At 73.3% G+C, this 18,148-nt stretch carries 8 protein-coding genes; 4 read left to right on the forward strand and 4 right to left on the reverse strand.

Annotated features, from left to right (window positions below; all coding sequences use genetic code 11):
* Positions 1-28: 28 nt before the first annotated feature.
* The 3 genes from ACIA6B_RS27300 to ACIA6B_RS27310 all read right to left on the reverse strand — a co-directional run bounded on the left by ACIA6B_RS27300 (position 29) and on the right by ACIA6B_RS27310 (position 2,684).
* Positions 29-802, reverse strand: a complete 774-nt coding sequence (locus ACIA6B_RS27300; RefSeq protein WP_396777591.1) for an ABC transporter ATP-binding protein — start codon at positions 800-802, stop codon at positions 29-31.
* Complete coding sequence (locus ACIA6B_RS27305) at positions 799-1,584, reverse strand: ABC transporter ATP-binding protein (RefSeq protein WP_396777593.1); 786 nt, start codon at positions 1,582-1,584, stop codon at positions 799-801. The genes ACIA6B_RS27300 and ACIA6B_RS27305 overlap by 4 nt, the downstream gene beginning before the upstream one ends.
* 197 nt (positions 1,585-1,781) lie before the next feature.
* The gene (locus ACIA6B_RS27310) at positions 1,782-2,684 is read right to left on the reverse strand and encodes an alpha/beta hydrolase family protein (protein WP_396777595.1); all 903 of its coding nucleotides are present in this window, start codon (positions 2,682-2,684) and stop codon (positions 1,782-1,784) included.
* Between the two features lie 852 nt (positions 2,685-3,536).
* Between ACIA6B_RS27310 and ACIA6B_RS27315 the strand changes: the two genes are divergently transcribed.
* The 3 genes from ACIA6B_RS27315 (at position 3,537) to ACIA6B_RS27325 (ending at position 8,760) form a co-directional block, all read left to right on the forward strand.
* Positions 3,537-4,259, forward strand: a complete 723-nt coding sequence (locus tag ACIA6B_RS27315) for an ABC transporter ATP-binding protein (protein WP_396777771.1) — start codon at positions 3,537-3,539, stop codon at positions 4,257-4,259.
* Positions 4,260-4,474: 215 nt separating this feature from the next.
* Complete coding sequence (locus ACIA6B_RS27320) at positions 4,475-7,093, forward strand: NACHT domain-containing protein (protein ID WP_396777597.1); 2,619 nt, start codon at positions 4,475-4,477, stop codon at positions 7,091-7,093.
* Positions 7,090-8,760 (forward strand): NAD(P)-binding protein, encoded by a 1,671-nt coding sequence (locus ACIA6B_RS27325; protein WP_396777599.1) that lies wholly within the window; start codon positions 7,090-7,092, stop codon positions 8,758-8,760. Before ACIA6B_RS27320 ends, ACIA6B_RS27325 begins: the two co-directional genes overlap by 4 nt.
* A gap of 54 nt (positions 8,761-8,814) precedes the next feature.
* On the opposite strand, the gene ACIA6B_RS27330 is transcribed toward ACIA6B_RS27325, so the two are convergent.
* Complete coding sequence (locus tag ACIA6B_RS27330) at positions 8,815-9,750, reverse strand: sulfite exporter TauE/SafE family protein (RefSeq protein WP_396777601.1); 936 nt, start codon at positions 9,748-9,750, stop codon at positions 8,815-8,817.
* 834 nt (positions 9,751-10,584) lie between these two features.
* Between ACIA6B_RS27330 and ACIA6B_RS27335 the strand changes: the two genes are divergently transcribed.
* Positions 10,585-18,102, forward strand: a complete 7,518-nt coding sequence (locus ACIA6B_RS27335; protein WP_396777603.1) for an SDR family NAD(P)-dependent oxidoreductase — start codon at positions 10,585-10,587, stop codon at positions 18,100-18,102.
* Positions 18,103-18,148 lie beyond the last annotated feature (46 nt).

Raw genomic sequence — 18,148 nt, forward strand, 5'->3', positions numbered from 1 at the left:
AGTCCTCCTTCGGAGGAGACGAGGGGGTTCAGAATCCGAGATACGCGTGCCGCAGGTCGACGTCGTCGCGCAGCCGCTGCGCCGGGGCGGCGCGGACCACCCGGCCGAGGGACATCACGATCCCCTGGTCGGCGACGGAGAGAGCGCTGCGGACGTTCTGCTCGACCAGCAGCACGGTCAGCCCGGTGCCGTCGCGAAGCTGGCGCAGCAGGGCCATGATCTGGGCGACCACCCGCGGCGCCAGCCCGAGCGACGGCTCGTCGAGCAGCAGCAGGCGGGGCCGGCCGACCAGGGCCCGGCCGAGGGCGAGCATCTGCCGTTCGCCGCCGGAGAGCTGGTGGCCGAGGTGGCCACGACGCCGGGCCAGCGGCTCGAAGAGCTGGTACACCTCGTCCCGGGCGCGGGCGGAGTCGGCCTTGTCGCGGCGCCACAGCCCGCCCAGCCGCAGGTTCTCGTCCACGGTGAGCTCGCCGATCACCCCGCGCCCCTCGGGGACGTGCGCCATCCCCCGGCGCACCAGTTGCTCCACCGGGGTGCCGCGCAGGTCCTCCCCGGCGAGCACGACCTGGCCGGCCAGCGGGCGCAGCATGCCGGACAGGGCGCGCAGCAGGGTGGTCCTGCCGGCGCCGTTCGCCCCGACCACCGCCGCGATGGTGCCGGCGGGGACGGTGAGGTCGACCTCGCGCAGCACCGGCGCGGCGCCGTAGCCGGCTACCAGCCCCCGCACGGTGAGCAGGTCCCCGCCGCTCGCGCCCTCGCGGGGCGGGGCCGGCGCGTCGAGCCGGCCGATTCGCCCGCTCATGCGGCGGCCTCGTCCACGGCCGCGCCCAGGTAGGCGTCGGCGACCGCCGGGTCGTCGCGCACCTCGTCCGGCGGGCCGGCGGCGATCACCCGCCCGAAGTCGAGCACCACGATGTCGTCGCAGACGGACATCACCAGATCCATGTGATGCTCGACGAGCAGCACGGCGCAGGGGTCCGGGTCACGACCGGGCAGCTCGCGGATCAGCTCCGCGAGCTCGGCGATGTCCTCCGCGCCGAGGCCGCCGGCGGGCTCGTCGAGCAGGAGCAGCCGGGGCCGGGCCACCAGGGCGCGGGCCAGGGCGACCCGCTGTCGTACGGCGAAGGGCAGCGTGCCCGGCGCGGCGGCGGCGTGCCCGGCGACGCCCAGCCGGTCGAGCACGTCGAGGGCGTCCCGGCGCAGCCGGCGCTCGTCGCGGTCGCTGGCGGGCAGGCCGAGCAGCGCCGGCAGGAAGCCGGCACGGGTGGTGTGGGTGGCGCCGGTCATCACGTTCTCCAGCACGGTGAGCCCGGCGAACAGCCCGGTCCCCTGCAGCGTCCGGGCGATGCCCAGCCGGGTCAGCCGGTGCGGCCGGGGCCGCAGTGGGCGGCCGTCGAGGGTGAGGGCGCCCGCGTCCGGGGCGACGAAGCCGCAGATGACGTTGAACAGGGTGGTCTTCCCGGCGCCGTTGGGGCCGATCACGCCCACCACCCGGCCGGCGGGCACCCGCAGCGAGACGTCGTCGAGGGCGGTGAGACCACCGAAGCGCACCCCGATGTGGTGCAGCGCGAGCCCTTGCTCCATTGGCCCATCCCTCGGTCCGGCGGGGCGCAATATTTACACTGGGAGTGTACGTTTCTCGCCTCCGGCGTCAATACCTCCGCCCGGTGCCCACGCCGGGGCGCTCCCGGGGCGACCGGGCACAGTGCACCGGGGACCGGACGGCAGCCGGCCCGCCGTCGCGCGGGGCGACGGCGGGCCGGTCAGGCAGTCCGGCAGGCTCAGGCGCTCGGGCAGGTGTTGCGGTACTCCTCGATCGCCAGACCGCTCGGCCCCGGGCAGAGGAACTGCTCGTACCGGGTGTCGTTGTCGACGAACCGCTTCAGCCAGGCCACCATCTGCCGGGCGGTGGGCGTGTTCACCGTCTGCGGGAAGAAGTGGCTGGCCCCGTTCAACTCCAGGTACGCCTTCTCGGCCGAGGCCGGGATGCTGTTGTAGAAGGGCTCGGAGTGCGTCGCGACCGGGGCGACGGTGTCCGCCTCGCCACCGACGATCAGGGTCGGCACCTGGAGCCCGGACCAGGTCTTGTCCAGGTTCCACGGCGCCAGCGGCACGGCGGCCTGCAGCGACGGGCGCGACGCGGCGGCCTCCAGTGCCCCGCCGCCGCCCATCGAGTGGCCGGCGACCGCGAGCCGGGTGGCGTCGATCCGGCCCCGCACCGAGCTGCGCTGGGTCAGGTAGTCCAGTGCCGCCAGCAGCTGCCGGCCCCGGCTGTCCGGCTGGTCCAGCCGGGTGATCGTCTCGATGCCGATCACCACGAAGCCGTGTGAGGCGATTCGGGGCCCGAGCCAGTCGATGCTGGACCAGGCGGCGGTGTAGCCGGGCGAGATGGCGATGGCGCCGAAGGTGCCCGCGCTCGTGCTGGTCGGGTAGTAGATGACTCCCCCGCCGAAGCCGGTGACGCTGAGCGGGGAGACGTTGTCCGTGGCGACGGTGAACGGGCCGCGGCTGGCTTCCAGGATCGCCACGGTGGGGTCGGGGCCGCGCTCGTACGGGTTGTCCGCGGCCTGCGCGGCGCCGGACGACGCGCCGAGCACACCGCCGGCGGCAAGGACGGCGGCCAGCGCCATCCCGACGGCACGAGCAGCGAGGGAACGGGGACGGGTGGTGGTGGGTGATGACATGCCGGGCACTCCCTGCGGGTGGGGTTACATCGACAGATGTCATCCTTTGCCCTGCCCGCCCTCGTCCGCATCGGCAAAATCGCCGGTACCGGCATACCGCGCCCACGGTGCCGAAATGGGTGGCCTCGCCAGTTCGTCCCGACCTAGCGTGTACCTGGATCTTCGCCACCCGCTCACGAGAGGAATTCACCCCGCGTGACGCCGCCTGCTCTCTAGACCTGACACCTTCCCGATGCATCGGTCGCCGACGTCGCCGTCGGCTCTTTGCCATGCCGTCTGTCACGTCCTCAGAGAGATCAGGTCATGTCTACGCGTCCTCATGCCGTGCTGTCCCGGACCCTTCGGCGCTCGCACCCTTTCCTGCTCGGGGGCCGCTGCCATCCCGGCCTCGGCGACGGCACGTTGCCCGTCGGCGCAACCGGCGAACTCCTCGACAACGCGTCCAGCCTCGCCGCCGGAATCCTTCTCGATCCCCTGCTCGTCCGGCGCAGCCGGTCCGCCCTGGTACGGGGGCCATGGCGCGAACCGCTCGTCCCGCCCGCGGAGCCGCAGCACGCACGGGGGTATCTCGTGCGTCAGGCGGTGGGCCGCCGTGGACCCGAACCGAGGCGGGAGGCGAGGTGGCCCCACCCCGGACCGCATCACCTGGCGCTCCGCGCACGATCGCTCAACCCCAACCGTGGGCAGGGGCCGGGGCCGGCCCGATACCGGCGACGAAGGTGATCGTCCGACCGGATCGCCGGCCGGCGCGAGCGTCCCCACACCTAGTCCTCCGCGGACTCACCGCCGAGGGCGGCACGGATCTCGCGGTGCGCTGAGGTCTACGCCTCCGACCGGGGTGAGGTCGAGGCGATCGGGGATCTCAGTTTCACCATGATGCCCGGCGAACTGCTGTGCGTCGTCGGCCCGTCGGGCTGCGGAAAGACCACCCTCCTGAAATGTCTCCCCGGCCTGCTCCGGCCCACCAGCGGCCTCGTCACGATGGAGGGATCCCCGGTGACGGGCCCGAGCCCGGCGATGGCGTTGGTGTTCCAGGAGTACGGCCGTAGCCTCTATCCCTGGCTGACGGTCCAGGGCGATGTGGAGCTTCCGCTTCGACACAAGAAGCTCTCCCGCGCCGAACGCGACCGGAGGGTCGCCGACGCCCTGGACGCGGTCGGACTGCCGCAGTCGGCACGCAGCCATCCGTGGCAGCTCTCCGGCGGGATGCAGCAACGGGTGGCCATCGCGCGCGCCATCGCGTACCGGCCCGAAGTGCTGATCATGGACGAGCCGTTCGCGGCGGTGGACGCGCAGACCCGCGCGGACCTGGAGGACCTCGTACGCGACCTGCACCTGAACCGCGGTATCTCCACCGTCTTCGTGACGCACGACATCGACGAGTCCGTGTACCTGGGCGAGCGCGTGCTCGTCCTGTCCCACTCGCCGACCCGGGTGCGGGAAGACCTCCCGCGGGAACGCGATCAGCTCACCACCCGGGCGCTGCCCCGGTTCACCGAGCTGGGGACCCACGTCTACCCGCAGATCCAGCGGGCCGGGCGTGCGCCGGCCCCGGCGCCCCACCCGGCATCGTGACGCGCCTCGCCGACCCCGGCGACGCCCTCGCACGCGGCGTTTCGGGCGTCGCAACAGCGGTGGGGATGCCGTGGTGTCGGCATCAAGACTGACCCGCCGGAGCCGGCAGTCGTTACGATCGTGGTCCGAGGTGACCGACCGGTCAGGTCGCCGATCCGCGCAGCGTTTGCCGGATCACTGGAGCATGCCGTGGACCGGCGGGGTGCGGAGGCCGCGTGCGGCGGGACCCGACGCTGAGCTACCGCGGTGCGTTGCAGATCCTGGGCAAGGACGACCATCCCGCGCTCGACGCGCTGAACGCCGTACTCGGGGGGATGGTCCTGGCCGCACCAGCGGTGGGCGGCCTCGGGATCGGGTCCGTGGCCGGTGTCCTGGGCTGGCTCGACCGGCGCAACGAGGCGTTGGGGCTGGCCCGCCGCCTCATCGACGGCGGGGTCCACCGGGTACGGCGGCTCTCCGGCTATCAGCGACACCAGCTCGTCCGGGCGGCCCACAGCGTCATTGTCGTCACGGCCCTCTTCGAGGCCGTCGAGGCGACGGTCGGTCCGCCGTACCGGGACATGAAGATCACCGACGCCGAGAAGGCGGCGCTGGTCGCCGGCCGAGCCGACCCCGGTCTGCCGCTGGTGGATCGGCTGTACCGCGGCGACCTGCCGGTCCCGTCGGCGACGGTCGGATTCGACGAGCTCGCCGTCCGGGTCCTGCCCGGGTTCTACGCCGAGGCCGTGGAGACGGTGCTGCGATTCCTGGAAGGGCTGGCGGGCTGGTCCCGGGCCCGTCGGCGGATCAGCGAACCGGCGACGCTGCGGCAGCGGCTCGTCTCGGATGCCGTCGCCCGCTACCGTGACCGATATCTCCAGCTCGCCGTGGATGTTCCGGAGTTCCTCATCTGGGCCGGGTTCACCGAGCACGCGGCGACGCAGCGGGCGGTGGCGGGGACCCGCTCCGAGTTGGTGGAGATCCTGGGATCGCACTCCCGCCAACTGGCCCAGTTGGAGCAGTTGCTGGTGCAGGTGAGCCCGGGGCCGACGCCGCCGCGGCGGTCGTCGGTGGCCACGGTGGCGATGGCCAACCGGGCGGTGCTGTCCGCGCCGCTGGTCCCGGCCGAGGCGGTCCGTCACGTGGACGGGGTCAGCTTTCCCAGCGTGGAGGAGGGGTTCGTGACCCCTCGGTACCGCAGCGGTGTCCACGCGGCGAGCGGTCGCCCCGCCGAGGAGAGCTGGTGGGCGGGGCAGCCGGTCCGGACGGACCTCGACCGGTTCCTGGCCGCACACTTCTCGTCGCCGGACAGCACCCGGCTGCCGCTGGTGCTGTTGGGGCACCCCGGCGCCGGCAAGTCGCTGCTGACCCGCCTCCTGGCCGCCCGACTACCGGCCGAGGGCTACACCGTGGTACGTGTGCCGCTTCGGTCGGTCGACGCGGACGCGCCGGTGTACGAGCAGATCGAGCAGGCGTTGGAGGCGGCCACGCACGGCCGGGTGAACTGGGCGGACCTGACCGAGGAGAGCGGTGCGTCCGTCCGGGTCGTCCTGCTCGACGGCTTCGACGAGCTGCTCCTCGCCTCCGACCGGGCGGCCCGGACCGGCTACCTGGAGCAGGTCGTCACGTTTCAGGAGCGGGAGCTGAGCCTGGAACGGCCGGTCGCCGTCCTGGTGACCTCGCGGACGGTGGTGCTCGATCGGACCCGCATCCCAGTCGGCTGCCCGCTGCTGCAACTCGTCGAGTTCGACGACGCGGCCGTACGCGCCTGGTTGGACGTGTGGAACGACGTGAACCGCGCCGGCATCTACGGGGGGCGGGTGCGCCAGGTCGAGCCCGAGACGGTGCTGCGGCACGAGACGCTGAGCCGGCAACCGTTGCTGCTGCTGATGCTGACGCTGTACCTGAGTGATCCCGCCAGCGCGCTGTCCGAGCGGGATGTCCGTTCGGTGGCAGACCTGTACCGCAGCCTGCTGCACAACTTCCTCCGTCGGGAACTGAGCAAGGACCCGGCCGGGCTGTCGGAGACGATGATCGACGAGATCATCGCGTCGCGGCTGTGGCACCTGGCCATCGCCGCGTTCGGGATGCTGAACCGTGGCCGCCAACGGGTCGCCGATCACGAACTGGTCGATGACCTGGTGGTGCTGCTGGGTGGTTCGGCCGCCGCCCGGCAGGGGCCCGAGACCGCCGAGCGGATGGTGGGCCAGTTCTTCTTCGTGCAGGCCTCCGAGGCCACCACGCGGGCCACCACCAGCAGGTCGTACGAGTTCCTGCACGCCACCTTCGGCGAGTATCTCGTGGCGCAGCATCTGGTGGAGTCCCTCACCGAACTGGCCGACGGTTGGCGGGCGACCAGACGCACGAGTCCCGACGCAGACTCGACCCTGCTGCGCGCGGTGCTGTGCTGCCAACCGCTGACCGCCCGGCGGTCGGTGGTGACCTTCGTCAGTGAGGTGTTCGCGGCGTTGCCGGCCGAGCGCCGACGCGGGCTGGCCGACCTGCTGACCAACCTGCTGACCCACGCCCGGGACCGGGCTGGGTGGGAACGTCCGCTGACGTACCGGCCGGTGCCCGAGGACGCGGTGCGGGCGCTCGCGGTGTACACCGCGAACATCGTGGTGTTGCTGGCTGGCATGCTGGCCTCGGACGGCGTGGACCTGGGCTTGCCGACCTCCGACGGCGGTACGCCGCTCGCCTGGTGGCGGTCCATGGTACGACTCTGGCGGGCCGGCCTGAGCGACGAGGAGTGGGACGGCCTTGTGGGCACCCTCGGGGTCGACCCGCGCGGCGACCTCGTGCTGCGGGACCTGGAGGGCCAGGACGGCATCGACGCCCTCGAGGCCCTCCTGTGAGCGTGGGTGTCGGCGGCGCCGAGCGCGGGAGCCACATCCTGGTCTGCGGGGACGGGCCGCTGCTGGTGCGGGTTGTCGAGGTGCTGACCGTGCACTTCCGGACCCCGGTGGTGGTGCTGGTCCCGCCGGACCGGTCCGGCTGGGCGGACGACCTCGCCCGTCTTCCGGCCCGCGTCATCACGGTGGAGCGTCCTACCACCGAGGCGCTGCACGCCGCCGACGCCGGGACGGCCTCGGCGGTGGGCCTGCTCTACCGGGACGGCATCGCCAATGTGCGGGCGGCGCTGACCGTCCGGCGGGCTCATCCGGGGCTCAGGCTCGTGGTGCGGGCACCGAGCGCGCAGTACCGTGAGCTCCGGAGCCTTCTGGAGCCGGTGAGCTTCCTCTCCGAGTCGGCGATCACGGCGCCGGCGTTCGTCGCGGCGGCGCTGGGCGAGGTGCCGCCGACACACTTCCGCCTGGCCGGCCGGACGCTGTTGGCGGCCCGGCGAACGGACGTACCGGCGGAGGCCGTGCTCTGTGGGCTGGCCGACGAGTCGGGCGGGCGCGCGTTGCCGGCGGACGACGGTCACAGCGAGGTCGTGCTCGCCGCACTCGAACCCATCCCGGTACCGGGAATCTCATCCCGGGTCGACGCGGACAAGGTCCGGCCCCGCTGGCCGTGGCGCTGGTCACGGATTCTCCGGCGTTCGCTTGCGGCGGTCGGCCGCATCGGGTGGCTGAGTCTGATCTCGGCCGTCGCCGTACTCGCGGTTGACGGCCTGGTGCTGGCGCGTTCCACCGGTAGCGCCTGGAGTGCGGGCATCTGGCAGGCCGTCCTGTTCGTCGCCGGCAACACGGCATGGACGGCCGGCCATGCCTGGCCGGCGAACCTGGCGCTGATCAGCCTGACCGTCGTCCCCCTCGCTCTCGTGGCGGCCGTGACCGCCGCTGTCGTCAACGCCGTCATCAACCGGCGCCTGGCCCCGGCCGGGCCGGGGCTGGTCGAGTCGGTGGCCGGGCACGTGGTGGTGGTGGGTCTGGGTGAGCTGGGCCGCCGGGTGCTGGCCCAGCTCAATGACCTGGGGCTGTCGGTCGTCGCCGTCGACCGCACCGGTTCGGCCGCCGGCGTCGAACTGGCCCGCGCCCGGGGGGTGCCCCTCGTGGTGGGCGATGCGAACCGGGAGGAGACCCTGCACCTGGCATCGGTCCGCACCGCCCGGGCGCTGCTCACTCTCACCGGCGACGACGCCACCAACCTGCTCTGCTGTCTGGCCGGGCGAAGGCTGCGCGACGGCCTGCGGGTGGTGCTGTCGACGCAGGACGCCGAGCTGGCGGCCAGCCTGACCGGCACTCTCGGCGAGGTCGCCCGGAATCCGGCGGCGGCTGCCGCGCCGGCGTTCGCGATGGCGCTGACCGGCCACGACCAGATCGCGGCCGTCCAGCTCGGCGCGACGACGCTGCAGGTGATCGAGATGAGCGTCGAGGACCGGTCCCGGCTGCACGGTGCGCCGCTCTCCTCCTGTTCAGAAGAGGGATCGACGCGGGTGGTCGGGGTGCGGGCCAGGTCCGATGCCGCCGTCGACTGGTCGCCGGCCGACCACCGGCTCGAACCTGGCGAGATCCTGACCGTGGTGGGCACCACGGCGGCGCTGGCGCGGCTCATCCAGCGCGGCGCGGGGCGCTGAGCTGGTGGGACCGCCGCACCACAGGAGGTCGAGAGCCGGCGGCCCGCCGCCCGATCAACTCGGCGTGATGACCGGTTCCCCGGCGCCTCCCTCCTGGCCTGCGCCGACCGGCGCGGCGGCCACCTGCCGGTCGGCCAGGTGCCGGCGCAGTGACCAGCCCACCGCTGCGGCCCAGAGCAACGCGACGAGCAGGTAGCAGGCGTACTGGACGCCGTCCGGGGCGGCGATCCAGTCGCTGCGCAGCAGGGTTCGGGCGTTGGTCAGGACGATGACCCCGCCGACGGCGGAGCCGAGGACCCGGGGCGGGACCAGCCGTACCAGCCAGGCGGCGATCGGCGCGGCGACCATGCCGCCGAGCAGCAGCGCGGCCACCCAGCCGAAGTTGATGTTCGCCGATCCGATGCCGATCAGGAATCCCGCGCTGGCGGCCACCGCCACCAGGAACTCGCTGGTGTCGATCGACCCGATCACCCGGCGCGGCTCCAACCGACCGCTCGCCAGGATGGCGGGGGTGCCGACGGGCCCCCAACCGCCACCGCCGGTGGCGTCCACGAAGCCCGCGACGAGTCCCAGCGGGGCGAGGAAGCGCTTGCGCAGGGGCAGCCCGACGCGTTCCCGGGGCAGGCCGGAGACGGTGAACCGGATCAGGACGTACAGGCCGAGGGCGAACAGGATCAGCGACATGATCGGGGCCGCGCTCTCGGTGGAGAGGCGGGAGAGGAAGGTCGCGCCGGCGAACGCGCCGAGGGCGCCCGGGACGCCGACCCGGCGGACCACGGTCCAGTCGACGTTGCCGAACCGCCAGTGTGCGGCACCGGAGACCAGGGTGGTGCCGATCTCGGCCAGGTGAACGGTCGCCGACGCGCTCGCGGCCCCGGTGTTGATGGCCAGCAACAACGTTGTGGACGTCACGCCGTACGCCATCCCGAGGCTGCCGTCGACGAGTTGGGCGCCGAGGCCGACGAGGGCGAGGAGAAGCAGGCTGCGCACAATTACCGCCGATCCGATAGTTGACTGAGAGTGGACGGCCCGGCCAGGGCGGACCACCGGAGCGGTCTCGACCGTCTCGCCTGGTCGGAATCCGTGTGGCGCTGCGTACGGCCGGGGAATCATGGGGCGGCGTGTCCGACGTCGAAACGACTGAACGCCCGGCGCGAACAGCGCATGAAACGTTCGTTAAGTGACTTCCTTGACCGTGCCCAAAGGCCGGAGTGCGACCAGCCCCGCACCGCAGGCGGCGATGCTTCCGGAGCACTCTCAGCTCGACGGGTGACCGCCAGCCAGGTCAGCGGTGACGGTCGACGCGAGGGCAGAGGGAGCTGAAGGCCCCTCACTACCAGGGATTTTGATGATCGAAACCAATCCCACCTCGTCTCACGAATGCCATAGCTAATCCATGGATAATGACGGCAGGAATTCCGGTACGGATCTTTAATGGTCGATGCCGTCCGTGGCAAGGATCGTTCCATATAGTGGGACGAGCGGCGATTTGATCTCTGTCACCAGGCGCTTCCCGCTCGGCGGAAAACAACTTGGAAATAAACCGGAAAATGAAAAGGTAAGCCGCTGCGACACGACCCGGCGACACCATCGGCTCATCGGCGAGCATTTTGCCTGCTTACCCCGACGGCATATCCGACAACGCGGGTAGGAAATCTTCATGTCGATGGCCGGGGAGGTTGGATTTAACCGGGCTGTAACTGAACGACACTACGTTGTGACTCAGCGCGACATTGACCGCCGCAAATCAGACCCACCCTCGCCGGTGCTCGGCCGGCAATCCCCTGTCACCACGCGATCCTTCGCGACCGAAGTGGGAGCCCGATGAGTAGCGCACCGTACACGCGTGACCTGATCCTGGTCGTCAGTCCGGTCGGGAGCCTGGAACCCGGCCCACGGATCACCGCCGCCGCCACCGCCGGTGGCGGGCAGGGCATCATCGACCTCGCCGCCGGCGACGACTGGTCGCTGCGGGCGCTCGCCCGCGCCGCGGGTTGGTCCGCGACGCCGATCGGCGTCCGGGTGCCGGCGGGCTGCCGGGCCACCCCCGCTCAACTGGCCCGGGCCGCGAACGATCGGGTGGACCTGGTCGTGGTCGAGCCGGCGAGCCCCTGGCCGCTAGCCGAGATCACCCCACACCACCGGGTGCTCGTGGAGGTGACCAGCCGGGCCGAGGCGCGCGCCGCGGCGGCGGCCGGGGCACACGGACTGATCGCCCGGGGCATGGAAGCCGGCGGTCGGATCGGCGAACTCAGCTCGTTCGTCCTGCTGCAGCAGCTCGTCGCCGACGACACCGTCGACCTGCCGATCTGGGTGGCCGGCGGGATCGGCCCGCGCACCGCGGGCGCCTGCCTGATCGGCGGCGCGGCCGGCGTGGTCCTGGACACCCAGCTCGCCCTGATGCCCGAGTCGGACCTGCCGGCCGACGTCCAGGCCGTAATCCGGCGGATGGACGGCTCGGAGACCGTCCTGCGCGACGGGGTACGGGGCATCCGCCGAGGTGGCCCGCACGGGGCCGACACCGAACTGCTGCCCGTCGGGCAGGACGGTTGGCTGGCGGCAACCTTCGCCGATCGCTGGCCGGACACCGCCGCCGCCGTCCGGGGCATGCGCGCGGCGATGCTCGACGCCGTCGACGGCCCCGACGCCGCCGACCTGCTCCAGCCCGGCGCTCCCCTCGCCGCGACCCTCGGGGTGCGGCTGCCCGTCGCCCAGGGCCCGATGACCCGGGTCAGCGACGAGGCGTCCTTCGCCGCGGCGGTCGCCGACGGCGGCGCGCTGCCGTTCATCGCGCTCGCCCTGAACTCGGCCGACCAGTGCCGCCGGATGCTCACCGAGGCCGCCGCCCAGCTCGGTGGCCGACCCTGGGGCGTCGGGGTGCTCGGCTTCGCACCCGAGGAACTGCGCGCCGCGCAGCTTGACGTCATCCGCGCGATCCGGCCCGCCTGCGCCATCATCGCCGGGGGCCGGCCGCCGCAGGCCCGTGCCCTGGAGGAGCAGGGAATCAGCACCTTCCTGCACGTGCCCTCCCCCGGCCTGCTGCGCCAGTTCCTGCGCTCCGGCGCCCGCAAGTTCATCTTCGAGGGCGCCGAGTGCGGCGGGCACGTGGGCCCCCGGGCGAGCTTCCCGCTGTGGGAGGCCCAACTGGCGGTGCTCGACGACCACCTGGACACCGACCCCGCTGCCGGTGCGCAGCTCCAGATCTTCTTCGCCGGTGGGGTGCACGACGCCCGCTCGGCGGCCATGGTGGCCACGATGGCCGCGCCACTGGCCCGCCGGGGCGCCCGGGTCGGCGTGCTGATGGGCACCGCGTACCTGTTCACCGCCGAGGCCGTGACCCACGGCGCGGTCCAGCCGCTGTTCCAACGCGAGGCGCTCACCGCCACGCACACCGCGCTGCTGGAGACCGCCCCCGGGCACGCCACCCGCTGCCTGCACACCCCGTTCGTCGACGACTTCCACCAGCTGCGTACCCAGCTCAAGGGCGCCGGGGTGGAGAACCGCGAGGTGTGGGAGCAGTTGGAGCTGCTCAACGTCGGCCGGCTGCGCATCGCCAGCAAGGGCCTGCGCCGCTCCGGCGACGTCGTCGAGGCCGTCGACGAGAGCGTCCAGCACAGCGACGGGCTGTTCATGGCCGGCCAGGTCGCCGTGCTGCGCGACCGCGCCACCACCGTCGCCGCGCTGCACGACGCCGTCACCACCGAGGTACGGGGTCTGCACGCCGACCGGCTCGACGCGCTGCGGGCCCGGCTCGCGCCGCCGGCCGCCGAACCCGACCAGCCGCCCGCCCCGCTGGACATCGCCATCGTCGGGATGGCCTGCATGCTGCCCGGCTCACCCGACCTGGACAGCTTCTGGCGTACCGTGCTCAGCGGCGCCGACACCGTCACCGAGGTCCCGGCCGACCGCTGGGACACCGACCACTACTACGCCCCCGAGGTCGGGCCGGGGCAGACCGGCCGGATCAGCGTCTCCAAGTGGGGCGGGTTCATCGAGCCGGTGCCCTTCGACGCCATCGGCTACGGCATCCCGCCGGCCGCGCTGAGCAGCATCGACCCGACCCAGTTGCTCGCCCTGGAGGTCTCCCACCGGGCCCTGGTCGACGCCGGTTACCCGTACGACGCCCCGGGGGCGGACCACGCCCGCACCGGCGTGGTGTTCGGTGCGGAGGCCGGCAGCGACATGGGGCACGCGCAGACCCTGCGCACCATGCTGCCGGCGTACCTGGGTGAGGTGCCCGAGCAGATGCAGGAGCTGCTGCCCACGGTCACCGAGGACAGCTTCCCCGGCGTGCTGGCCAACGTGATCGCCGGTCGGGTCGCCAACCGGCTCGACCTGGGCGGCCCGAACTACACCATCGACGCGGCCTGCGCGTCGTCGCTGGCCGCGCTGGACGCCGCCTGCAAGGAACTGGTCAGCGGGGACAGCGACCTGATGATCTGCGGCGGCGCCGACCTGCACAACGGCGTCAACGACTACCTGATGTTCACCTCGGCCCACGCGCTGTCCCCCACCGGCCGGTCCCGTCCCTTCGACAGCACCGGCGACGGGATCGCCCTCGGCGAGGGCGTCGCGTGCGTCGTCCTCAAGCGGCTGGCCGACGCCGAACGCGACGGTGACCGGGTCTACGGCGTGATCAAGGGGCTCGGCGGGGCCAGCGACGGCCGGGCCCTCGGCCTGACCGCGCCGCGCCCCGACGGGCAGCGGCGGGCCCTGGACCGGGCCTACCACCGCACCGGCATCTCCCCCCGACAGGTCGGGTTGGTGGAGGCGCACGGCACCGGCACCGTGGTCGGCGACCGGACCGAGCTGGAGACGTTGACCCGGATGTTCGTCGAGGCCGGGGCCACTCCGGGCGGCTGCGCGCTCGGCTCGGTGAAGTCCCAGATCGGCCACACCAAGTGCGCCGCCGGGCTGGCCGGCCTGATCAAGGCGACGCTCGCCCTCCACCACGGCATCCGGCCCCCCACCATCCATCTGGAACGACCCAACCCGGCCTGGCACCCGCAGCAGAGTCCGTTCGCGTTCTTCACCGAGGCCCGCCCGTGGCCGGCGCCGGCCGCCGAACGGATCGCCGGGGTCAGCGCGTTCGGCTTCGGCGGCACCAACTTCCACGTGGTGCTCAGCGCCTACCCGAACGCGCCGGAACCCCGGCACGCGCAACGGATCTGGCCGGCGGAACTGTTCTGCTTCCGGGGCACCGACCGCGCCGCCGCCCACCAACCGATCCGGCAACTGCTGGAGAGCCTGGCCGGCGACGGAGGACGGGACCGGCCGGGGCGGCTCGCCGAGCTGGCCGCGTCGGTCGCCACCAGGGTGGCCAACCGGTCCGGTACGACCCAGGTCGCGGTGGTCGCCCGGAACCTGACCGAACTGGAGGCCCTGCTGCACCGGGCCCTGGCCGGCGAGCACGACCCGGCCCGGGGCCTGGTCCAGCCGACCGGGACCGACCCGGTCGGGCCCGGTCAGGTGGCGTTCCTCTTTCCCGGGCAGGGCAGCCAGCGCCCCGGCGCCCTCGGTGAACTCTTCGTCGCCTTCCCCGAGCTGCGGCACTACCTCGAACTCGACCGGCCGGCGGCGGAGCTGCTCTTCCCACCGACCGCGTTCGACCAGGAGTCCCGACGTGCCCAGGAGAACCGGGTGCGCGACACCCGGGTCGCCCAACCGGTGCTGGGCATCGGCGGCCTCGCCATGGACCACCTGCTGCGCCGGCTCGGGGTCCGGCCGGACATGACCGCCGGGCACAGCTACGGCGAACTCGTCGGACTCTGCGTCGCCGGCGCGTTCGACGCGGCCACCCTGCTCGACCTGAGCCGGGAACGGGCGGCGGCCATCCTCGGGGCCTGCGGTGAGGACCCGGGCACCATGGCCGCGGTCACCGCCACCGCCGACCAGGTCGCCCAGGCGCTCGCCGGAGCCGGCCTGGCCAGCGAGGTGGTGCTGGCCAACCGGAACGCCCCGCAACAGGTGGTGGTCTCCGGCCCGACGGCGAAGGTACGGGCAGCGGTGGCCGCGTTCAAGGAGGTCGGCCTGTCCGCCCGGACCATCCCGGTGGCCTGCGCCTTCCACAGCCCGGTGGTGGCCGGTGCGGTGGAGACCTTCGCCGAGGTGCTCGCCGCCCGACCGATCGCCGAGCCGCGCATCCCGGTCTGGTCGAACCTGACCGCCGCACCGTACTCCGGCGACGCCGACCAGGTCCGCCACCACCTCGCCGAACAGGTCGGCGCACCGGTCCGCTTCGTCGAGCAGATCGAGGCGATGTACGCCGCCGGCGCCCGCCTCTTCGTCGAGGTCGGCCCCGGCCAGGTGCTCACCCGGCTGGTGCAGGCGGTGCTCGGCGACCGGCCGCACCAGACGGTCGCCTGCGAGCGCGGTCCCGCCGACGGGCTGCGCGGATTCCTCATCTCGGTCGCCGAACTCGCCTGTGCCGGCGCCCCGGTCCGCCCCGACTGGCTCTTCCACGGGCGGGTCGCCGACGGCAGCACCACCGCACCGCACCGTCGTCCGCTCTGGACGGTCGACGGCCAACTCGTCCGGGACCAGCACGGCAACTGTCTTCCCGGTGGCATGACCCCTCCCCGAAGGATCAAGGAGTTGTCGATGACCCCTGCCAACGGCACCGCCACCACCCCCGGCGCCGCCAGCGGCCCCGCACCGTCGACCGTTCGGGACCTCCGGACCGTCGACGACCCCGCGCCGGCCACCGTCCGGGACATCCGCGGCGAGCTGCTCAGCGAGTATCTGCGCACCACGCGGGAGATGATCGCCACCCAGCGGGACGTGATGCTCGCCTTCCTCGGTGACCCCGGTGACGGGGGCAGCCGGCCGGCCGGGCACCCCACCGGGACGTACCGGGTCGAGGGTTACGCCGGGCCGGTAGCCGCCCCGGTCCCCCGGTCCATTCCCGCCCCCGCGCCGGCTCCGGCTCCGGCTCCGGCTCCGGCTCCGACGCCCACCGTCGCCCCACGGCCCGCGCCGGCCCCCACCGGACCGGAGTCGAACGGCGGCACGGCGCTCGCCATCGCCCCGGCGCCGACGGTCACCCGGGCCCGACCGGTCACCCCGGACGTCGTGCCGGTCTCACCCGCGGTCGGCGGCTCCGTCGCGGTCCCCGCCCCGGTCGCCGCCCCGGCCGGGCCGGGCCTCGCCGAGTTCCAGCAGGCGATCCTGGCGGTGATCAGTGAGCGCACCGGCTACCCGGTCGACCTCATCGAACTCGACCTCGACCTCGAAGCCGACCTCTCCATCGACTCCATCAAACGCGCCGAGGTCGCCGGCGAGGTCGCCCAACGCCTCTCCCTCAGCGTCGAAGGCGACGAGAGCGAACTCGAAGACCTCGTCAAGGCCCGCACCGTCCACGCCATGGTCACCTGGCTCGACCAGAAGATGAATGGCGCCATCGGTGTCTCGGCCAGCACGACCGGCCCGCTGGCGCTCGCCCCGGCCCCGGCGCAGGCACCGGCCGCACCGCCCGCCGCGGTGGCCGCACCGACCGCCGTGGCCGCACCGACCGCCGTGGCCGCGCCCGCCGGGGCCAGCCTCGCGGAGTTCCAGCAGGCGATCCTCACCGTCATCAGTGAGCGCACCGGCTACCCGGTCGACCTCATCGAACTCGACCTCGACCTCGAAGCCGACCTCTCCATCGACTCCATCAAACGCGCCGAAGTCGCCGGCGAGGTCGCCCAACGCCTCTCCCTCAGCGTCGAAGGCGACGAGAGCGAACTCGAAGAGCTCGTCAAGGCCCGCACCGTCCACGCCATGGTCACCTGGCTCGACCAGAAGATGAACGCCGCCGTCACCACGACGGCGACCGCCACCACGACGGCGACCGTCACCGCGCCGGCCGCCGTGCCCGCCGTGTCGCCCGCGCCGACCGGGGCCGGGACGGGGATCGCGCCGAAGCGCCTGGTCGCCCAGGAGAGCGTCCAGCCCGGGCAGCGCGTCGACCCGACCGGGCTGGCCGGGACGCGGTTCCTGATCACCGGGGGCGGTCCGGTCGGGGCATACGTGGCGGAACTGCTCGGCGCGTACGGCGCCGGTGGCCAGCTGGGCGTGCTCGACAGCGCGCAGGCCGGTCAGGGTTTCGACGGGGTGCTGGTGCTCGACGGGCTGACCAACCTCGACGAGCCGCTACTGCCCGACGTGTTCCCGCTGCTGCAACGGGCCCTGGCCGCCGGGCCGCGCTGGCTGCTCGCCGCCGGGGCGCGGGACGTCACCGGCGCGGCCGACGGCATGCCCGGACTGTTCCGCACGATCGCCCGCGAGTACCCCGGGCTGACCGCCCGCTTCGTGGCGGTGGATCCGGCGGCGACGCCGGAGACCCTCGCCCGGCAGCTCGTCGACGAGCTGCTCACCGTCCCCGACGCCCCGGTGGTCGCCCGGCGCGGCGCCGACCGGTACGTCGCCGACCTGGTCCCGGTCGAGCTGGGCGCGCTGGCCGCCGGGGGTGCCGGGCCGGCCGGCGACGGGGTGTCCGAGGCCGCCGCGATCGGCCTGGAACGCGACTCGGTGGTGGTGCTGGTCGGTGGGGCGCGGGGCATCACCCCGTGGTTCGCCCGGGCGCTCGCCTCGGCCACCGGCTGCCGCATCGAGCTGGTCGGTCGGACCCCGCTGCCGGCCGGCCCGGAGGACCCGGAGCTGGCCAGCGCCCGGGACCGGGCCGCGCTGGTCGGGGTGCTGGCCCGGCGCGGGGCGTCCACGCCGGCCGAGATCGCCCGGACCGCGCAGGGCATTCTGGCGGCCCGGGAGGTGACCGCGACCATCGCGGAGCTGACCGAGCTGGGCGGGGAGGTCCGCTACCACGCCCTGGACGTACGGGACGCGACCGCCACCGGGCGGCTACTGGCCGAGATCCACGCCGAGCACGGCCGCCTCGACGGGGTGGTCTACGCCGCCGGGATCATCGAGGACAAGCTGATCGCGGAGAAGGACCCGGCGTCGTTCACCCGCGTCTTCGACACCAAGGTCGACGGGGCGCGCGGGCTGCTGGCCGGCCTCGACGCGCTGCCCACCGCGCCGCGCTTCGTGGTCTTCTTCGGCAGCATCGCCGCCGCCTACGGCAACCGGGGCCAGGCCGACTACGCGGCGGCCAACGACGCCCTGGACACCATCGGCACCCGGTACGCCGCCCGGACCGGGGTGCGCTGCCTGACCGTGCACTGGGGACCGTGGGCCCCCGGCGTCGGTCACGGCGGGATGGTCACCGCCGAGCTGAGCCGGGAGTACGCGCGGCGGGGCATCGCCCTGATCGACCCGGAGGAGGGCGCGCTGGCCCTGCTTCGCGAGCTGGCCTGGGCCGACGCGTCGGTCACCTCGGTCGTCTACACCGCCTCCGGATGGTGAGGGCGTCGATGTGCCGTTCCGCCCCCGCCCGCCCCACCAGTCGTCG

The sequence above is a fragment of the Micromonospora sp. NPDC051141 genome, assembly GCF_044455765.1.
Lineage (GTDB): Bacteria > Actinomycetota > Actinomycetes > Mycobacteriales > Micromonosporaceae > Micromonospora.